General features: G+C 56.4%; 19 protein-coding genes. 12 read left to right on the plus strand and 7 right to left on the minus strand.

Translation table 11 applies throughout. The features are described from left to right. Positions 1–2: 2 nt before the first annotated feature. On the minus strand, positions 3–752 hold the full coding sequence (locus AB4N84_RS21525) for an SDR family oxidoreductase (protein ID WP_460043070.1): 750 nt from the start codon (positions 750–752) through the stop codon (positions 3–5). A gap of 23 nt (positions 753–775) precedes the next feature. Here AB4N84_RS21525 and AB4N84_RS21530 point away from each other — a divergent pair, with 23 nt between their 5' ends. Then, positions 776–1,801 (plus strand): LysR family transcriptional regulator, encoded by a 1,026-nt coding sequence (locus tag AB4N84_RS21530; RefSeq protein WP_460043071.1) that lies wholly within the window; start codon positions 776–778, stop codon positions 1,799–1,801. A 9-nt stretch (positions 1,802–1,810) separates the two neighbouring features. On the opposite strand, the gene AB4N84_RS21535 is transcribed toward AB4N84_RS21530, so the two are convergent. Beyond that, complete coding sequence (locus AB4N84_RS21535; protein WP_460043072.1) at positions 1,811–2,125, minus strand: hypothetical protein; 315 nt, start codon at positions 2,123–2,125, stop codon at positions 1,811–1,813. Between the two features lie 605 nt (positions 2,126–2,730). On the opposite strand from AB4N84_RS21535, the gene AB4N84_RS21540 reads away from it, so the two are divergent. Next, complete coding sequence (locus AB4N84_RS21540) at positions 2,731–4,377, plus strand: Na+/H+ antiporter (protein WP_460043073.1); 1,647 nt, start codon at positions 2,731–2,733, stop codon at positions 4,375–4,377. A 118-nt stretch (positions 4,378–4,495) separates the two neighbouring features. Next, positions 4,496–5,515 carry an alpha/beta hydrolase gene (locus AB4N84_RS21545; RefSeq protein ID WP_460047093.1) on the plus strand — a complete coding sequence of 340 codons (1,020 nt, stop codon included), beginning with the start codon at positions 4,496–4,498 and terminating at the stop codon, positions 5,513–5,515. Positions 5,516–5,567: 52 nt separating this feature from the next. Here the strand turns inward: AB4N84_RS21545 and AB4N84_RS21550 are convergent, their stop codons facing one another. After that, a complete protein-coding gene (locus AB4N84_RS21550; RefSeq protein WP_460043075.1) occupies positions 5,568–6,557 on the minus strand; it encodes a LysR family transcriptional regulator in 990 nt (329 codons plus the stop codon). Between the two features lie 430 nt (positions 6,558–6,987). On the opposite strand from AB4N84_RS21550, the gene AB4N84_RS21555 reads away from it, so the two are divergent. The 5 genes from AB4N84_RS21555 to AB4N84_RS21575 all read left to right on the plus strand — a co-directional run bounded on the left by AB4N84_RS21555 (position 6,988) and on the right by AB4N84_RS21575 (position 11,560). Continuing rightward, positions 6,988–7,989 carry a LysR family transcriptional regulator gene (locus tag AB4N84_RS21555; RefSeq protein WP_460043077.1) on the plus strand — a complete coding sequence of 334 codons (1,002 nt, stop codon included), beginning with the start codon at positions 6,988–6,990 and terminating at the stop codon, positions 7,987–7,989. Between the two features lie 274 nt (positions 7,990–8,263). Further along, the gene (locus AB4N84_RS21560; protein ID WP_460043078.1) at positions 8,264–8,770 is read left to right on the plus strand and encodes a DJ-1/PfpI family protein; all 507 of its coding nucleotides are present in this window, start codon (positions 8,264–8,266) and stop codon (positions 8,768–8,770) included. 30 nt (positions 8,771–8,800) lie between these two features. Then, complete coding sequence (locus tag AB4N84_RS21565; RefSeq protein ID WP_460043079.1) at positions 8,801–9,439, plus strand: helix-turn-helix transcriptional regulator; 639 nt, start codon at positions 8,801–8,803, stop codon at positions 9,437–9,439. Between the two features lie 203 nt (positions 9,440–9,642). Further along, on the plus strand, positions 9,643–10,065 hold the full coding sequence (locus AB4N84_RS21570; protein WP_460043081.1) for a DUF305 domain-containing protein: 423 nt from the start codon (positions 9,643–9,645) through the stop codon (positions 10,063–10,065). A gap of 37 nt (positions 10,066–10,102) precedes the next feature. After that, positions 10,103–11,560, plus strand: coding sequence for a YncE family protein (locus tag AB4N84_RS21575; protein WP_460043083.1), 1,458 nt, complete (start codon positions 10,103–10,105; stop codon positions 11,558–11,560). A gap of 112 nt (positions 11,561–11,672) precedes the next feature. Here the strand turns inward: AB4N84_RS21575 and AB4N84_RS21580 are convergent, their stop codons facing one another. Then, entirely contained in the window at positions 11,673–12,056 is a 384-nt protein-coding gene (locus tag AB4N84_RS21580; protein ID WP_460043084.1) for a nuclear transport factor 2 family protein, read from the minus strand. A gap of 254 nt (positions 12,057–12,310) precedes the next feature. Between AB4N84_RS21580 and AB4N84_RS21585 the strand changes: the two genes are divergently transcribed. Continuing rightward, entirely contained in the window at positions 12,311–12,922 is a 612-nt protein-coding gene (locus AB4N84_RS21585) for a glutathione S-transferase family protein (RefSeq protein WP_460043085.1), read from the plus strand. Positions 12,923–12,938: 16 nt separating this feature from the next. Here AB4N84_RS21585 and AB4N84_RS21590 read toward each other — a convergent pair whose 3' ends face one another. After that, on the minus strand, positions 12,939–14,117 hold the full coding sequence (locus tag AB4N84_RS21590; RefSeq protein WP_460043086.1) for an MFS transporter: 1,179 nt from the start codon (positions 14,115–14,117) through the stop codon (positions 12,939–12,941). A 705-nt stretch (positions 14,118–14,822) separates the two neighbouring features. Between AB4N84_RS21590 and AB4N84_RS21595 the strand changes: the two genes are divergently transcribed. The 3 genes from AB4N84_RS21595 to AB4N84_RS21605 all read left to right on the plus strand — a co-directional run bounded on the left by AB4N84_RS21595 (position 14,823) and on the right by AB4N84_RS21605 (position 16,118). Then, entirely contained in the window at positions 14,823–15,305 is a 483-nt protein-coding gene (locus AB4N84_RS21595) for a VOC family protein (protein ID WP_460043087.1), read from the plus strand. 109 nt (positions 15,306–15,414) lie between these two features. Beyond that, a complete protein-coding gene (locus AB4N84_RS21600; protein WP_460043088.1) occupies positions 15,415–15,909 on the plus strand; it encodes a cupin domain-containing protein in 495 nt (164 codons plus the stop codon). A 38-nt stretch (positions 15,910–15,947) separates the two neighbouring features. Beyond that, positions 15,948–16,118, plus strand: coding sequence for a DUF1427 family protein (locus tag AB4N84_RS21605; protein ID WP_346831490.1), 171 nt, complete (start codon positions 15,948–15,950; stop codon positions 16,116–16,118). Positions 16,119–16,245: 127 nt separating this feature from the next. Here AB4N84_RS21605 and AB4N84_RS21610 read toward each other — a convergent pair whose 3' ends face one another. Continuing rightward, complete coding sequence (locus AB4N84_RS21610; RefSeq protein WP_460043090.1) at positions 16,246–17,454, minus strand: MFS transporter; 1,209 nt, start codon at positions 17,452–17,454, stop codon at positions 16,246–16,248. A gap of 295 nt (positions 17,455–17,749) precedes the next feature. Continuing rightward, positions 17,750–18,967, minus strand: a complete 1,218-nt coding sequence (locus AB4N84_RS21615; protein WP_460043091.1) for a c-type cytochrome — start codon at positions 18,965–18,967, stop codon at positions 17,750–17,752.

Raw genomic sequence — 18,967 nt, forward strand, 5'->3', positions numbered from 1 at the left:
CGTTAAACCAGGCGGGCGCCGCCATCAATGTTGAGCACCGCGCCATTCATGAAGGTGTTGGCCATCAGAAAGACGACTGCGTTGCCGGCCTCTTCGGCAGAACCGAGGCGATGCAGGGGCAGGGACTGTTCCAGCGACGCGACGAAAGCGTCGCGTCGCTCACCCAACGCCTTGTCTAGAATCGGGGTGTTGATCGGGCCTGGAGACAAGGTGTTGACCCGAACGGGCGCCAGCTCAAGTGCCATGCCCCGTGCCATGGCTTCCATCGCGGCGGAGGCGGCGGCAAGTACTGCGGTGCCATAGGCATTCGGGCGGTCAGCCAGGTTGCCGGAGATGAAGGTGATCGAGCCGTTTTTCGACAGTTTTTCGCCCAATGCGCGAATGGCATGAATCGACGCCCAGATGCGCTCTTCGAAAGCTCGGCGCAGATAATCGATGTCAGCGTCCATCACTTGGCCCGCAACAAATGTGCCGGCGAGCAGAACCAGATGGTCGACGTGTTCAATGTCTGCGAGCGCCGCGTAGATGGTTTCACTGCGCGTGACGTCTGCAGCGCGCCAGCCTGTCAGGCCGTTTGCCTCAGCAGCTTGCTGCGCGCGCTCGGCGTTGGAGCCGATCACAATGACCGAAGCGCCTGCTGCCTTTGCCTGAATGGCAGCGGCCAAACCTATGCCAGAGGTGCCGCCGAAAATGACCACGCGTTGGTCTTTGAGGTTCGAAGAAATTGCTTGGGTGAACGAAGTCTGAGTCATGGTCATCTCCTTGGAATGCCGAAGTGGCGTTCGATGGAGAAAGACTAAAGCCTCGCAACGTGATTGATAATTGGGCTGAAAGTCGCTTTACTAGTGCCATGAAGGAACAAATAGGTCTGGATCGTTTGACGGGGCTCATTGCCTTTGCCCGTGCTGCTTCCTTGGGCAGCTACACGGCGGCCGCCCGTGCCTTGTCGGTCTCGCCCTCGGCGATCAGTAAAAGTGTTCAACGTCTTGAGGAACATTTCGGGCTGACGCTGTTTACCCGTACCACCCGCTCACTGACGTTGACGCCGGAAGGGCGTGATCTCTTCGAGCGAGCCATGCGCATCCTGCATGAAGTCGAGGGCATCGATCAGGCCGCCGTCGCTTCCCGTGCAGAACCCTCTGGAACCCTCAAGGTCACGGCTCCGCTTCCGATAGGCCTGAACATTTTGGCGCCAGCGCTTCCCCGGTTTCGCGAGCGTTATCCCAAGGTGAATGTGGACCTGCGCTTGGGAGATCAGTACTCGGACATCATTGATCAGGGCATCGATGTGGTCATCCGAGTGGGAGACCTGGTGGACTCAAGATTGATCAGTCGCCATTTGGGGCCAAACCGGACTGGCGCGTTCGCCTCGCCGCATTATCTGTCGCGCAAGGGCACCCCCCAGCATCCTCATGAACTCAGCGATCATGAGTGCGTGAACTTTCGCTATCAGAGTTCAGGTCAGGCGCTGAGGTGGGCTTACATGGAGGGCGAGCGTTCGATTGAGTTAATACCGGAGCCGACGATCACGATCGATCTTAGCGACGCAGTCGCCGCGACTCTAGCAGCCGGCGGAGGCATCGGCATAACGCCTAACTATGTCGCCGCGCCTTATGTGCTGCGTGGAGAGCTGGTGCCGGTCCTGCCGCAATTTGTCATGGAGCGATTCCCGATTACTGCGCTGTGGCCAGAGAGCCGACGGGGCAGCCCCAATGTCAAAGCCTTCCTCGAATTCCTCTCCGAGATTTTCCCCTCTCCAGCGTCTTGGGACCAAGCTATCGCTGATCGCATGCCGGTTTGAAGTCAAGGCCTACAGGACAGTGATTTCCTCAAACTCAATGGCCCGTGCACCTGTCTTCATCAAGGCGCTGATGAGGACCTGCAACTCATCTCCTTGATAGTAGCCCAGTGTTGATTTCGGACAGTCCCAAATGCCAACAAAGATGATGTGAAACTGCGGGTTCTCGCTGTGCCTGACCGTGTATTGCTGGCACCCCGGAATCATCTGGACTGCTTCAACGTGGGTAATGAACAGCTCCGGCATTTGTTCAAGAGGCTTATGGAACAACACTTTCAGTTTGCTGTAGCTCTCGTAGGCGGTGAAGCGATTGTAGAGTTGAGCCATCGCATGTAACTCCTCATGACGTCTTGTCTCGACTGCCTGATCGATTGCGGCGACGGGCAAGGTTGATCGCTGCGCGCGTATCGCAATACTGCGCCGAAGAAAATAAACGCCTCTATCAGATCCCATTTCCCGGTGGAAGATAAGACCTTTGCGTGCTTAAACACTTGCGCTTTGCAGGCGCAGATGAATGCGCTCATTGCGTGATAGCCGAAACCGAGCGATCGTGGATTGTATGTTTTCAGACGACAAGAACGTCAGCGATTTTCCCTTCTCCAGCGTAAGTCCTGCGCACGGACATGTGTTTTCAGAGCGCCGCATTTGACTGATGATCAACCTGACGACTGGCCTGTTTCAGCGGGTCGGGTAAACCTGCGGCGCGGCATCGTCGATGCAGGTTCCGACGTCTGGTGGCGAACGGGGTAGTTTAGCGCGGTTGATTAGCGCCCCTCACTGGCGCACTCAAGAGACAGAGATGATTCCAGCCTTCAGGAAAATGCCGCGTTGATCACTGCGCGGTCGCCGAACAGTGTCGATGTGATTCAAGGGCTTGAATGCCGGGTCGCACCAGCATCCTGCGCAATGCTTCGATGGGCAGAGGCGTAAGTATGCAAACGGCCTACACGATACTTATTCTGCTCACCCTGGTCGGCGTGTCGCGCTTGATCGCAAGGATGCTGCCTCTGCCGTTGCCATTGGTTCAAATCGGCATGGGCGCAATGCTCGCCTGGCCGACGCTTGGATTGCACGTAGCGCTCGACCCACAATTGTTCTTGTTCATGTTTTTGCCGCCTCTGTTATTTTCAGATGGCTGGCGAGTGCCCAAGCGAGACTTGTGGCGTTACAGAGCTCCTATCTTTTTACTCGCAGTGGGCCTGGTGTTGTTCACCGTGATCATCGCCGGTTTTTTCATTCACTGGATACTCCCGTCGATTCCGCTGCCCATTGCATTTGCACTCGCCGCAGTTATCTCACCGACTGACGCGGTGGCCGTGATCGCAATTGCGCAGAATCGCTTGCCGGCTCCTGTGATGCGCGTGCTGCAGGGCGAGGCGTTGACGAATGATGCCTCAGGGCTTGTGACGTTCAACTTTGCAATAGCCGCTTCAATCACTGGCGTTTTTTCTTTGCCGACCGCCACCGCAACGTTCGTGTTCGTGGCCTGTGGTGGTCTGTGCGTAGGTGTCGCGTTGAGCTGGGTAGTGGGGCGCTTTCGCGGCTGGATGGTCGAGCGGGGCTGGGACGACCCTGCGACTCACGTTGTCTTCATGTTGCTGTTGCCTTTCGCAGCTTACGTATTGGCGGAACGGCTGGAGGTCTCAGGGATCCTGTCTGCCGTTGCCGCTGGAATGATGCAGAGTTGGGTCGATCTGCTGCCGCGACAGACCAGCACGCGGCTACTCAATCGCAGCGTCTGGACGTTGCTTGAGTTCGCGTTCAACGGCCTGATCTTTCTGCTGATGGGCTTGCAGCTTCCTGACATCGTGATCGCACTTGCCCATGACGACCAGGCTCAGTGGTCAGCACTGCCACTTCGCTGTCTGGATGTGCTGTGGATCTTCGCCGTGCTGTTGTTGCTGCGCTATGTATGGACTCAAGGCACGTGTCTGGTGCTTTCCGGCATTCATGCATGGCGCAAGAGCGGGGACCATTCGGACTTGATCTCCAGGCACAGGTCTTCGCTTCTTCTGACGTTTGGCGGCGTGCGTGGGTCGGTCACCTTGGCAGGCATTCTTTCTGTACCGTTGTTCATCGCGCAGGGTGTCGAGTTTCCGGAGCGAAACCTTCTGATCTTCATCTCGGCAGGCGTCATCTTGCTGTCGTTGGTGAGCGCCACGGTCATGCTGCCGCTGTTGCTCAGGGGCATCAATGCCGTACCTGATCAGCAGATTCGGCGTGAGATCGACGATGCCTGGCGGCGAACTGCTTTGGCCGCCATCCGGTCAATGGAGCACGTCGACGACCCCGCTGTACAAAACCCCTCTGATGCCGCAGAGCTCGTCCTGATCGTCCAGGCTAAGTCCAGAGTGATGTCCGAGTACGAACATCGCCTTGAGATATACAACGGCTCCGCAGAGGCCCAGGCATTGGCGTTTCACGTGGAAGTGGTGGAGCGCCGCATGCGTATCAACGCACTCAAAGCACAGCGCCTTGAGCTGTATCGGCTGCACAAGGACCACGAGATCGCAGATGACGTACTCAGTCATGTACTCGCTGAGCTTGATCTGAATGAGGCCAACCTGGGCCGTCCGTAAAAAAGTTCTCGGGCTGCTCCCAATAGCATGCCGATTCGAGGTTGAAGTCGTGCGCACGCGGTTGCGCACGTCGTTGGCAAATGAAAGTGAAAACGACTCAATCCACAGAGTGATCAATATGAAAACGATATGTGCACCGCTGACTGCTACCTTTCTTGCCCTGTCCATCGGAACGGCTTTCGCCGGAGAGATCGACGTTCCAGAGCATCAGACTCAAGCTTTTCTGAAGGCCTTGGCCGCAGGCGGGGGTAAGCCGATCGAGCAATTGAACCCCAAAGACGCGCGTGCCGTACTGACCGGGGCGCAGAACTCAGTGAAGGTCGATATGTCTGGCGTTCAAGTCAGCGAGAAGACCATCAAGGCAGATAACCAGAACATCAAGCTGACGATTGTGCGCCCGGCGAATGTCAAGGGCACGCCACCTGCATTCATGTTCTTCCATGGCGGCGGTTGGGTCTTGGGCGATTATCCGACTCATGCCCGAATGATCCGTGATCTGGTAGTGGATTCGGAAGCGGTGGCGGTTTATGTAGATTACTCACCGTCGCCTGAAGCTCATTATCCGACTGCCATCAATCAGGCCTACGCTGCGACCAAATGGGTCGCCGAACATGGCAAGGAAATCAATGTCGACGGCTCGCGTCTGGCCGTCGCGGGTAATAGCGTAGGCGGCAATATGGCTGCGGTAGTGGCGTTGATGGCTAAGGAGCAGAACTCACCGAAGCTGCGTTACCAGGTGCTGTTGTGGCCGGTGACCGATGCCAACTTCGATACAGAGTCCTACAAGACGTATGCCGAAGGTCACTTCCTGACCAAAAACATGATGACCTGGTTCTGGGACAGCTACACCACCGATCCCAAGCAGCGGGCCGAGATTCATGCTTCGCCGCTACGTGCCACCACCGAACAGCTCAAAGGTTTACCGCCTGCATTGGTGCAGACCGCTCAACTGGATGTCTTGCGTGATGAAGGTGAGGCCTATGCGCGTAAGCTTGATGCTGCCGGGGTCGATGTGACGGCGGTGCGTTACAACGGCATGGTGCACGATTACGGTTTGCTGAATCCGTTGAGCGGAATTGCCGAGGTTAAGGCGGCGATGCGTCAGGCGGCGGTCGAACTAAAGGCGCATTTGAAGTAAGTCGATAGCCATTGCCCGTAGCGAAAGACCTTTGCTACGGGTAGTTGCGCGCTCACATGATGCTTCTCGAGCTTATAGGTCGAGCGCTGGTTAGCGATTCGCAGCGGCTCCTCAGATAGGTGTAAAGCGACCTGATTGAAGGGGAGAACTGTTTGCGATGGGGGCAGATGAAGTGCAGGGGAAAGAGCTCGCCGGGTTGCTCAGGAAGCAGCACTTCAAGATGACCTGCACGCACGTCTTGGCAAATGTCCAGCCAGGATTTGTACAGAATGCCTTCGCCGGCGATCGCGCATCGACGAATAACGTCGGCATCGTCACTGATGACCGGCCCTGTCACTGAGATCGACTGATGATCGCCATCTTTGGGGAACGTCCATCGATCATAGAGTTTTCCATTCAGCTGAAATCTCAGGCACAGGTGAACGTTCAGCTCTTCTATTGATTTTGGCCGGCCATGCTTTTCCAGGTAGGAGGGGGCGGCGGCCAGGGTTCTGCGATTCAACGGCAACAACGGTAACGATACGAAGTCAGCTTCGGGAATCATCCCGTAGCGAACGGCGACATCGACAGGGTCACGGTAGATGTCAGCGACTTGATCGGACAGCGATAATCTCAATGCGAGAGAAGGATGTTTCTGCCGGAACTCGATCAGCCATGGCAACAGGACATTGCGCCCAAAGTCAGACGAGCAAGCGATCTGAAGCATACCTTTGAGATTCTTCTCGGTTTGCTGGAAGCACGCCTTGCCCTCGTTCAAGGAGTCGACCACTGCTCGGGCGTACGGCAAATATTGCTCGCCTTCAGCAGTCAATCGCAGGCTTCGGGTCGAGCGCGCAAACAGCCTTATATCAAGCTCACGCTCAAGCCTCTTGATTGAGGCACTGATCTGCGAAGGCAGAAGATCCATCTCTCTCCCGACAGCCGAAAAACTGTCCAGAGACGTAACGCGTATGAATATGACGAGATCATCTATCCGGATCATTGAATCGCTCGCTTCTATTAGTTTCCGGCCTGGAAGAAACGGCACATTTGCCTTGCGCATGACAGTGACGCCACTGGGTTCGGTTGCCGAAAATGACTGCGCGTCACCAGCGGTCCGAGTGCCGAAGCCCGCCCGATGCGAGCCCTGGTCCACAAAACAGGCAGCGATGCGCGCGGGTATGTCCCCCGGCAGAGGTGCGCTTCTGTGTCAGTGGAACGATAGGGGGTTGTAGAAGTAATGGTAATGAGGTGCCATGTCCTTTCAGTTTTTCCTGATAGGCACAAATGTCTTGTCCCTCGTCTTGGGGGATCCTGACGTCATAAAAAGATCGTCTATAGATCTATCTGCATGATTTTATTAAATAAAACCTGATGAATTGAGTATTTTTGTTGTTGATATATTGTCGTCGACCTGACCCATTCATCAGAATTCTGCCTGATTATGATCAGAATCTCCGTGGAACAGGCGGCTGCAACGCGACTACTTGCGCTTGGGGGTTGATAATCGGAATCAGATTGGCTTCAATCCGGCGATGAAAGAACAGATTGGATTGGATCGTTTGACAGGCTTGGTCGCCTTTGTGCGGACTGCGTCTTTGGGCAGCTATACGGCGGCGGCTCGTGAGCTTTCTGTGTCTCCTTCGGCTGTCAGCAAAAGCGTCCAACGTTTGGAGGAGCATTTCGAGCTCAAGCTCTTCGCCCGCACGACGCGCTCATTAACGTTGACGCCGGAGGGGCGCGAGCTCTATGAAAGGGCGTTGCGTATCATTCGGGAAGTGGATGATATTGAGCAGGCGGCAATGGCATCCAGGGCGGAGCCGTCGGGTGTTTTGAAGGTCACAGCGCCGCTGCCGATCGGTATTAACATCATCGCTCCAGCGCTGCCTGAGTTCAGCGAACGATACCCAAAACTGGTAATCGATTTACGGCTGGGAGGTCAGTTTTCAGACATCATCGAGCAGGGGATCGACGTCGCCGTCCGCGTAGGCAATCTGTCAGATTCTCGTCTGATCTCACGCTCACTGGGCCCTCACAGGATCGGTGCATTCGCATCTCCCGCTTACATTGAACGAATGGGAATGCCTAAGCATCTGGACGACCTGATTCATCACAATTGCATCAATTTTCGCTATCAAAGCTCAGGGCAAGCGCTACGTTGGCCTTTTAAGCTGAACGAGCGTCTGGTCGAAGTTTCTCCAGAATCCCGGATCGTCATTGATGCTAGCGATGCAGTAGCTGCTGTCGTCGCGGCGGGTGGTGGCATCGGTATATCGCCGACTTATGTCGCAGCGCCGTTCGTCAAACGTGGCGAGATGGTTCCGGTTTTTGCGCAGCATCAAGTCGATAAGTTCGCAATCACAGCCCTTTGGCCGGTCAGTCGGCGGGGAAGTCCCAATGTGAAGGTGTTCCTGGAGTTTCTCTCCGCGCTGTTTCCAACCCCGACATCGTGGGACGCTATTGTGGCCTCCGCTTCGCTAAGTGAACAGCAGTAGTGGCTTTTAACTAACCCTCACAGTCAATACCTGCGCTTTTGAAGAGCAAGTCCTGCGCAGTTCGATGCGTGGCGTTGCGGGAGTGTATCGGACACCATTTGTTCATGGCGTATCGGCGATAGACGTTGTTCTTCCCCGAAGAGTCGAGCGTCTACCCGCGGGGGTGAGCACTAAGACTTAACATTGTTCAACAAAAGTGGTGCGTTCAACAGGGAAGTGCAATTCGTCTCGGATCCGGTTTCACATTTGCTCGGACAGTCGAAAGGATACGGCCATGAAAACAATCATCGTTGTGATTCCGCCTAAACCGGTGTCAGGACTCAGCGTTTGTCTCGCTACATGGGAAGGTCGGTTGAAAGCATCGGTTGCGACATCCGAAGCCATTCCGCAGGGTGGGGAAGCAATGCAAGTGTCTGCGACGAACTGGACGGTGGGCGGTTTTGCGCCGTTGAGATTTGATGGAATCGTGTTGATGGACGGTCTCGAGGGGCAGGGTTATCCGCTCAATTATCATGCGTGGACTGACCAGCTTCAGGCCTTTGACAGACAAAGGATGCTGGTCGCGGCGGCGGGTAATAGTTGCCTGGTTCTCGCGCGGGCCGGGTTGTTGTTGGGAAAGCAAGCCACCACGGCGCGTGCTTCTTCTGCAATTGAGGCATTGCGCCGATATGGCGGCATTTATAACGATTCTCCCATCGTCCGTTCAGGTTGGTTGATCACAGCTGATGGGACAAACATGGCAGCGTTCGCGGACGCGATTGCGGAATCGCTGAGAGTATGAATAAAAAACTTAAGGTGTGAGAGAAAGGTGATGAGTGAAGTCAATCAAGGCGAAGGGGTTGTTGTTCGCTACGATGTCGGCGGGGCTAGTGCTGCAGTAACCTCGTGCAAGCCGACCTCCGTCACTTCTCAAGAGGTTTTGGAACTTGGACTGAAGCTCGCGCAGACGTATAGCCGCGTAACGCCAGATCGAGGCAGCTATCCCCGTGTTTGGTTAGGCAACTATCTGCTGAACCACTTTCGCTCGACCTCTGACAATTATCTCGTCGTATGGCAGGTCAAAAAAATCATCGCGTTTCTGAACGCGGCCGTATATCCGGTCTTGACGGTGGAACAACTTGCAAGTGTGTTGGGGTATAGCCGTAGCCATTTTACACGAGCGTTCAGAAGTTCATTTGGTGTTCCACCCGCCACCTTCTTGATGTATCGACGTTTGGAGCAAGTCCGTTGGGTGATGCTTCACAGTCATTTAAAGTTGACAGACATTGCATTTCAGTTTGGATTTTGTGATCAGTCTCACTTCTGCCGTTGGTTCAAACGAGAGGCAGGTATCAGCCCGCGTGCGTGGCGTTCCGGTATTGGGGACAGCTATCAGCCTAACCCTGACAGGACTGATACCGCCCGCGCCCCATTGAATAGTCAGTATCAACTTGCCGTCCAGCACCCTTAATGCTCGGAATCGGGTTGTTCACAGGGCGCTCCGTAATATCACTCGTCAGTGATCGGAAGGAGGCTGTCCCTGTCTGAAATGACGCGGTACTTCAGCGAGCCAGTGCGGATGTGGCTTGTTACAGGCATCGGACGCATAGCAGGGAATAAAAGTCATCGCCATGCGTCCTGCCTGTGAACGCTTTCAGACAAGAGGAAACGCACATGTCACGACTCACCCGCCCTTCATTGCGCTGCGGCGTCGCGCTGCTACTGGTGAGCGCGGTGTCCGCCGCCATGGGTCACGAAGGCCATGAGCACGGGGCTCCCGATCCCGTGAGCGCCGAGGCTCCCTTCCTCAGCGAAAACGCCGCCGCCATGGAAACGATGATGGCCGGCATGGACAGCAAACCCACCGGCGACATTGACCGCGATTTCGTGGCGATGATGAGCGCGCATCATCAGGGCGCCATCGACATGGCCGTGACCCTGCTCAAGTACGGCCACAACGAACAGCTCAAGCGCATGGCCCAGGAAATCATCGTCGAGCAACAGCAGGAAATCGCCGCGATGCGCCTGGCCATCGGCGATCCCCTGCCGCCCTCTGTCGCCTCCCCGACCCAGACACCGATCACGGCACGGCCCTGATCGTCACTCCCTGACTTCACGAAAAGAAGGAAATCTCATGCACCTCCCTCGTTTTCCTATGGCGCTGCTGACCTGCGCCTTGATAACCGCTTCGATGTCCAGTTTCGCCGGACAGATTCCCGGCAAGGCCTCGGCCAAGGACATTCCCATCTCCCATCAGGATCGCCTTTACGCAGCCGAGCAATTCTCAAATACCGTATCGGTCACCGATCCGGTAGACAACAAACTGCTCGGGGTAATCAGCCTCGGCGACCCACAGCCGGGTAACCTGAGCCCGCTGTACAAAGGCGAAGTGCTGGTGCACGGACTAGGCTTCTCGCCGGATCACAAGACATTGGCGGTGGTCTCCATCGGCACCAACTCGGTGTCGTTCATTGACACGCAAACCAACACCGTCAAGCACAAGACCTACGTTGGGCGAGCGCCCCATGAAGCGTTTTTCACCCCCAATGGCAAAGAGGTGTGGGTGACCGTGCGCGGCGAGGATTACGTATCGGTGATCGACGCCAAGACCTTCGAGGAAAAGACTCGCATCAAGACACCGGCAGGGCCCGGCATGCAGATTTTCTCGCCGGACGGCAAATACGGTTACATCTGCTCCTCGTTCAATCCGGAAACGGTGGTGGTGTCCGTGGCCGATCACAAGATCGTCGGCCACGTGCCACAAGCCAGCCCGTTCTGCCCGAATATCGCCGCGTCCGCCGATGGCAAGCAGGTCTGGTTCACGCTAAAGGATGTCGGCAAAGCGCAGGTGTTTGAAGCCACGCCTCCGTTCAAGCTGATCAAGACGCTGGACATCGGGCCGATTGCCAACCACGTCAACCTGGTCAACAACGCCAATGGCTCGTTCGCCTACATCACTGTGGGTGGGCTGAATCAGGTGCAGGTCTATCGCACCGATACGTTCGAGAAAGTTGCGACGATCCCGGTCGGCAACTTGCCTCACGGCATCTGGCCGTCGGGTGACGGCAGCCGTATTTATGTGGGCCTGGAAAACGCCGATGCGTTTGCGGTGATTGACACGTTGAGCAACAAGGTCATCGCCAACATCCCGATTGGCCAGGCGCCGCAAGCGATTGCCTATGTGCCCAAGGCAGTGGAGAAAGGTGCTGGCACCGACAACCTCAAGCCGCTGGGGGTGGCCGGGCAAGCTGCGCACCTGAGTTTGAACGCGGTTGGCAAGCCTGCGGATCAAGCACCCACCAGCGTCACGCTGTTCAACCAGGGCCTGACACAAGTGTTGCAAGCGGCGGTCACGGGCCTTGAACCCAAGCAGCCTTACACCCTGGCACTGGCCGACAAGCCGGATGGCAGTGGCAACCTGCAGCCGTTGTCAGCCTTCATGACCAACCCGGCGGGGTCGGCCATCGTCAACACTATCGGCCCGATCCGACAGATCGTGCAGAACGACACACCCGAGCAGCGGCGTTATCTGGTGGTGGTGGCGGGCAAGCCTGATCAGTTGGGCGCGTTGGCGCAGGTTCAAGCGCCTTGATAGCTTGAGTGCGGTGAGGCCGCGCTGCAGCAATGGGACGCTTGGCACATTCGATCAGGGCGCCGTTTACATCGTGGCTGCTCTGGTCGATGCTTAGAAGAGGCTCATACCATCAGGATTGCGGCGGATTCAAAAGCACCCAGAGTCGCACGATCTTGCCATCCTTGACCTCAGCGACGTCGGCACCACTCACAGCGACGGGACCGTCTTTAGGTCCCGCGTGCCAAAGCAGATAGCCCAGCCCGTGATGGCCGACAGCTGGCCCTTCGGCCACAAAAGTAAAGTCGGCGCCGAACCGATCCAGCAACGCGCCTGCAACATCGCAGATTGCGGCTTGACCCGTAACGACGCCATCAGGTTCGTACATAGTCGGCGTTTCTGAAAACAGCTCTTTGGCCGCCGCCGCTCGCTTAGTGGCGTCGCGCTCGTTAAAGATGCGATCCAGATTAGCGCGCAGCAGCGCATCGAAGTCAGGTTTTTTGTCAGGGACTGTCATGGCGTTACCTCTCCTTTGTTTGGTAAGAGGCTACTACGGTGCAGCATCCTCTGCTGGCTCTTATTTACGCTCTGAGAAAGTAAGACTTACTCGCCCAACTTCGTTTATCCGTGACCCGTCGCGAAGGAGGATTCAGGACTGATTTTGCCTCTCATACAGCGGCTGATGACGTCGTTTCCAAACTCGTAACTCTTCAACATGGGTAGCAATGTGAAGGCTTCCGCTCAACATCTGATAACAGTAGAAATTGAGACATGATGCTTTACCAGTTTCCTATGGGCACCAATCCTCGACGGGTCGCTATCTACATCTCGGAAAAAGGAATCGATGTGCCTTTTCACGAGCTGGACCATGTCAACTTAGAGCACCGATCCCCCGCGTACCTGCAGATCAATCCTTCAGGGCGCGCACCATCGCTGGTAACTGATGAGGGCGTCTCAATTACCGAGTCCGCAGCAATCGTCGAATACCTGGAAGAGCTGTATCCCGAGAACCCTATGATCGGCATTGATCCTGTGTCTCGCGCTCAGGTTCGGGCACTGGAGCGAACAGCCAACGATCTTATCGTCAGAAGCCAGTTGTGGTTGTGGAACGTTACAGGCGCTTTCCCGAGGAACGAGCCAGAACCGTCTCAAGAGTTCGCCAGCGCCCTTTTCAGACATGTCGAGGAGTTGCTGGACGTGCTGGAATTGGCGATCGGTGGCAATCGGTTTCTGGCTGGAGATCAACCGACTATTGCCGACTGCACCCTTTTCGCGATTTTCCAGACCGCACGCGAACGGTTCAATCTTCCGTTTGCAACGCACCATCCACGACTAGACGCTTGGTACAGGCATTTTCGAACCCGTCCCAGCGCTGACTATTAACGGTGGTTGCGCAGGGTCAATGTGCATGACCGCCGGTTTTGGGCATCAGCATTGCTACCAGTGCTGACGAGGCGAATAAAAAGGCACACACGATCAGCCCACCGCTAAAACCTACAACGCCGGAAATCTCCGCCAGTCCCAAAGGCGCGATGCCGGCCACGCCTCGTCCGACGTTAAAGCAGAATCCTGCACCGGTAGATCGAACGCGTGTAGGAAACAGCTCGCCAAGATACGATCCGAAAATTCCGAAGAATGCGGTGAAGAAACCGAATGCTAAACCTAGCCACAGCAGGGTGTCATGCTCGCTCGTGGATGCGTACATCGGGATGATCACTGCGACGCCCATGAGTGTGATGATGATCGTCAGACGCCGGCCGATAAGGTCCGCCACCAAGCCGAAGGCGTTGTATCCGACGAACATGCCAATGTTCAATACAGTGACCAGCCAGGCCACGGACGCGGCGGGTAGACCTCGCTCTTGCGCCAGATAAGTCGGAAGCCATGTCATCGTTCCCCAAAAACCGGTCAGGGCGAGGGCTGACATCAGCGTGCCGAGGATTGTGGAGCGACGCAGAGCAGCGGTAAATACGTGATTCAGAGCCACCCTCTCGTTTCCATATCGGGTCCTCTGCTCGGACCATAAAGCCGACTCGCGAAATCCGATGAGGATGAGAATGGCGGGGATTACTATCGAGCACCCCCCGATCAAGAACATTGTCCGCCAGTCAGGAAGAAAATAGCCGGACACAACGCCTGCAATGACGCCTCCGGCAGGTAGGGCGCTGGTAACGAATGCGGCAGCTCGTCCCCGGCTTTCTACAGGCCATGTCTCCACGATGTAGGCAGAAACTACGCTCCAGAGGGAACCGAGGCCAATCCCGGCAATGAACCTAAGCAGGACCAGGCTGGTGAAGCTGGCGCCGAAAGACAATGCCGCGGTGAAAAAGCCAAAGACAATCAGCGAGGTAACCAACGCTGTCTTGCGCCCGAAGTTGTCGGAGATGTAGCCACCCGTAATACTGCTGACACCAACGCCCAACAACATGGCAGTCACGAGCAAGCCGCCCTGAACGACGGTCAGTCCCAGATCGCTGCACATTGCCGGGAGCGCCAGGGAAAACAGAACGATTTCTACCGAATCGAACAGGTATGCGATAAAGCATCCGATCAGGATCAACCATCGTTGGTGTGTCATGTTGTTGCCCCACTGCCTATAAAATCAAGTTCCTTAGACCGTCAGAGTACAGCTCACTCTTTCAAGATCGCAGCCCACTGCTCGCCAATTCCCTTTCGGCAAGTTACTTGGTTTTCAAGTGAGTCGATGACAGTCAGTTGCCATCGGTTTTTGGGCTGGAAGGTCTAGCCGTAATGAAGCCTGGCGCCCACAGCAATGTGCTCCATGGTCATGGGTTACACCACGAGGCCAGAGCGGTTGACGGCAGCCTTTACTCAATCGTCATTTCTATCTCCCCGATCTGGATCATAACGATTCGGCTCTGCGCTCCGATAGCCAAATTGATAGGACAACTGAGAGGCGCACTCGCGGCACTGAGCGAAAAGCCACTCCTACCGCATTGCGCAAGGGGAGCGTGGACCTACGCTCCAAGAGAGTAGGTCTTACCATTCGCGAGCAGTTTTTTTTCGCTGGTGAGGAGCGATCCTCTTCGCGAGATCGACCCTGTTTGTTTCGACATCACCTCGCAGCTTGCATGGCCTTCGCATCGCCCAGCGGCGGCTGTCCGCCAAGTTGAAAGTCAGGAGCTTTAAGATCATGCCGAGCGAAGCGGTCAGGGTGGACGCCCGCTGATGTGAACCAAGGGTTTGGTGCACAAGTGGTGTCCTTCAGGCACCTTTTAAAATCAAGACGTGAACGCATCCCGACCTATCAGAAGGGTGACATATGAACGACACCAATCATTTTCCAAATTTAATTTGTGCTGATCACACAGGGTTTACGGTTCAGTCGCTTGAAGCTTCTTTGAACTTTTGGGTCAACGTACTTGGCTTCAAGCACTTGTATACCAATACGTATGAGGCCGGTGTGTTTCTCGACAATGTCGTCGGGGTCGAGGGTGCGTCACTGACACTGGCAATGATTGAAGCACCGGGCGGACATTTGATTGAGCTGTTGGAATATCACTCTCCCGACGATATTCAAGTTTTCAAACCGAGATCATGCGACGTGGGCGCCGCCCACCTTGCGTTCACCGTGAAAAATATCGATGGGCTGCTCGCGAAGATCGAATCGGTAGGAGGGCAGAGACTTGGCGAGTTGCAGACCGTGGAGGACGGCGAGCGTAAGGGGTTGCGGCTGGGTTACGTGCGTGCGCCCGATGGCTTGACGCTGGAATTTCTAGAATGGCCCGACGCGCCAAGCGCCTGATTGCCAATAGCACTTTAACGCTTCTCACTTCAATTGACTGTTAGTCGCATACGTGTTTTTCCAGCGCTACTGACGTGCTTACACTAACGTTCTGATTAGGGATATAGGCATGCATACACTTATCAAGGGATGCTTCATCAGTACTTTCCTGGTGGCAACAAGCTACGCTGCGGACGAGGGACCTAAACTTCCCAGCTACGCTAAAACCCTCCCTGAGCTGTTGGCGGCTAAAGAAACAGGCGGGCCGGGTGGATCAGAAAATTCCAAGGTTCAAGTGGTGACTATCCTGGGTAACCCGGCAGCTCCAGGTCCCTATGCACAGCTTCTAAAAGTCAAACAGGGCGCCAGGATCGCTCCGCACCACCATGCGGGTGATCGGGTGGCAACCGTATTGTCGGGCACCTGGTACTTCGGTTACGGCGCAGAACGAGCTGAAAAAGAGCTACGCGCGCTGCCGCAGGGCTCCGTTTACACAGAACCTTCCAATGTGGCTCACTACGCTGAAACGCACGGCGAACCGGTGGTCATTCTCATCACAGGGACTGGCCCAACCGACACTGTTTACGAAAATACGGCGGATGATCCTCGCACCGTTAAAAAGTAAAACCCCGTTGGAAGCCGTTGATACGTTTGGAGGTTATTGTGAGTTATCTCATTTCACTCGCGATAGGAGTGGCGGTTGGGCTTCTTTACGGCGCTCTGGACTTCCGGTCTCCTGCGCCACCGCTTGTAGCACTGGTCGGATTGTTAGGTATGCAGGCAGGCGAGCAACTCTGGTCCTGGTGCCGTGGAGTTGCGGGTTCGTCATTTTAAGCAGCCTCGTACGCCGCGATAAACACAGCAAGTGGGATTCAACTCATCCGTACCAATCTCGTGAGGCGCCATCGGCATGAGGGCCGCTGCCCCGACGGCGGTCATGGGTCTGTCGGCGGATAAAAGCCTAGATCGCGGCTGCACGCAGCGGCGACCGCTTTGCAGAGATGAGCATGCAGACAACAGCCAATACCATCAACGCAAAGCTTGCCGCCAGTAAGCCTGTGAAGCCTGCGATCGGGTATACCCAGCCCGCCACGGCGGCCCCGCTGCCGATGCCGCAGAATACGAACGCCGCCGTCAACGCCAATGCGGCGCCCCGGTACTCTGCCAGATGCTCGATCACCCGACGCTGCTGCGACGGCCAGATGACATCGGTTGCAACCGCCCACATCACCAGCATCAGGAAGAGCCACCCCAGTGAGCGCGGTCCAGCCCCCAGGGCCAGCATCAAGATAGCCAGCACTGACATGCTGCCGACGAGCAGGCGATCGGAGCTATGACGCGCAGCGAGACGAGTGACCAGGAGATTGCCGGTTACACCGGCCACCCCCAATACCAGAAGGGCGATAGAGACGTCATGAGCACTTCCGGTATAAAAATCATGCACGATCGGCGCGATGAATGAATAGGTGGTGTAAACCGATGCGGTGACAAAAAAAGCAACGCCGAACACGCTCAGGGAATGCGCTCGGGTCAGCAGGTTGAAGAGGGTACTTAATGCGACGCGTTGGCCTTCGGATTGATTGGGAACTTGCCAGGCGATCAGCAGTGCGGTCGCGAATGCGGCCACGCTTATGGCCAGGAAAAGACTGCGAACGCCCACTTGATACGCCACCCAACTGGACAGCGGAATGCCTGCCAACCCTGCAACACTCAGTCCCAGCAGTACGATGGCGATAGCGCTTCCCTGACGTTCGCTGCTGACCAGGCTTGAGCCTAGGGCTGCCAGAACCGGGCCTATAAACGCGGCGCCCAATCCCATGACGATTCGGGAAGCCACCAGTACTGGATAGGTCGGAGCGGCTGCGAACAAGAGGGCGCCGGCCCCGAATACGCACAGTCCGAGCAACACTTGGCGCTGTCTGTGCAGGTGCCCGAGCAACACTTGCAGGAGCGGAGCGGCCAACGCAAATGTGATGCCGAAGGCCGTCATAAGGTAGGCGCCCTCAGCGTTGCTCAGGCCCCATTCACGGCCAATCGGTTCCAGGCTACCAATGACCGACAGAGCGCCCACGGCTTGTACGAAATACGCCACGCTCAAGGTGCGAAGTGCTCGCGTCACCTGCTGATCTGTCCTCATGGAGATTCCTATGGTGTCGGGATTCAGATGCATGCGGCCAGGCCGAAGCATCACACTGGACCCGCAGCAAAGGCCTTTCGTCAGCGACGCTCAGCGCGTGCTCCTGGCCCTTGACGGTTGAATGCTGCAGAGCAAAATGTCTGCGAGTCAGCACTGTTGAAGCACATGCCAACAGGCGTTACGGGTCCGGGGTAAGGTTCATTCACCAGGCCTGTTCCGACTAGGAGGCCTGTGCGGTTTTTGGAATAGCAACGGGTGGTACGTTGTTTGTGATGAAACAAAAAAAATCCCCGGCAGTCGCCTGCCGGGGATTCGATTGAAGCGCCGATCAGTGCAGAGCGCTGGCGCGGCTTTTTTCGATGTCTTCCGGTTTGACCTGTCCTTGAGACTGACCGAACCGTCGCAGCACAAACGTGCTCACCGCCGCCAGTTCCTCGTTGGAGTAGCTGCCGGCAAAGTCGGGCATGCGCTGATCTACTCGCATGGCCTTAGGCGTGTGGCCTTCGATCAGGGTCGCGATCAGGTTTTTACCCGAAGGGTCGTTGACGGTCTTCAGGCCTGCGAGACCGCCCGCGGGCGATTGCCGTCCGCTGCCATCGAGTTGGTGACAGGCGACGCAGGTGTCGTTGAACAGCTTCAGGCCGACGCCTTTTTGCAGCGCCGCATCGTTCATGACCATCGATGGTCGTGTGATCCCTTCCGCTTGCGCCGGCGTGCTCTTGAGGTACACCGCGATGGCTTTGAGGTCTTCCGGGCTCAGGTAACGCAGGCTGTGTTCGACCGCATCGGCCATCGGCCCGCCAGCGCCTCCGAAGCCCGGCGCGTAGCCTTTGGAGAGGTAGCTGACAAGGGCGTCTTCCGGCCATGCGCCGATGCCGTGTTGAACATCGGAGCTGATGTTATACGCCTGCCAGTTCCCCAGTTCGGCGCCCGCCAGCGGCCGACCCGAGCTCATCGCCTGGAAGAGATTGCGCGGGGTGTGGCACTCGCCACAGTGGCCCGGTCCCTGAACCAGGTAGGCGCCCCGGTTCCATTCAGCGGTTTGCTTGCTGTCGGGCGTGAACCGCTCGTTGGACGCGAAGATCGCGTTCCAGAACATCATTCCCCAGCGCTGGTTGAATGGAAACGACACCGTGTTCTCGGGCGGTACTTGCTTCACCGGTTCGAGGCTGAACAGGTAGCCCTTGATCGCCAGGATGTCTTCACGCGACATCAGGGTGTACGACGTGTACGGGAACGCCGGGTAGTAATGTTTGCCGTCCTTGCCGACGCCTTTTTGCAAGGCGCTGACGAACTCGTCATCGGTCCAGTTACCGATGCCGGTTTCTTTGTCCGGGGTGATGTTGGGTGAGTAGATGCTGCCGAAGGGCAGCTTGAACTCAAGTCCCCCGGCGAAGGGTTTACCGCCCGGCACGACATGGCACGCCACGCAGTCGGCAGCGCGCGTCAGATACTCACCCTTGCTCAGGGTGGCGGTTTCATTCGCGTAAACGCTCAGGGTCAGGCAACTGGCGACAAGCCCGAGTGCATGATGGAAAAATTTCAT

This window comes from Pseudomonas sp. S2_H01 (assembly GCF_054668305.1).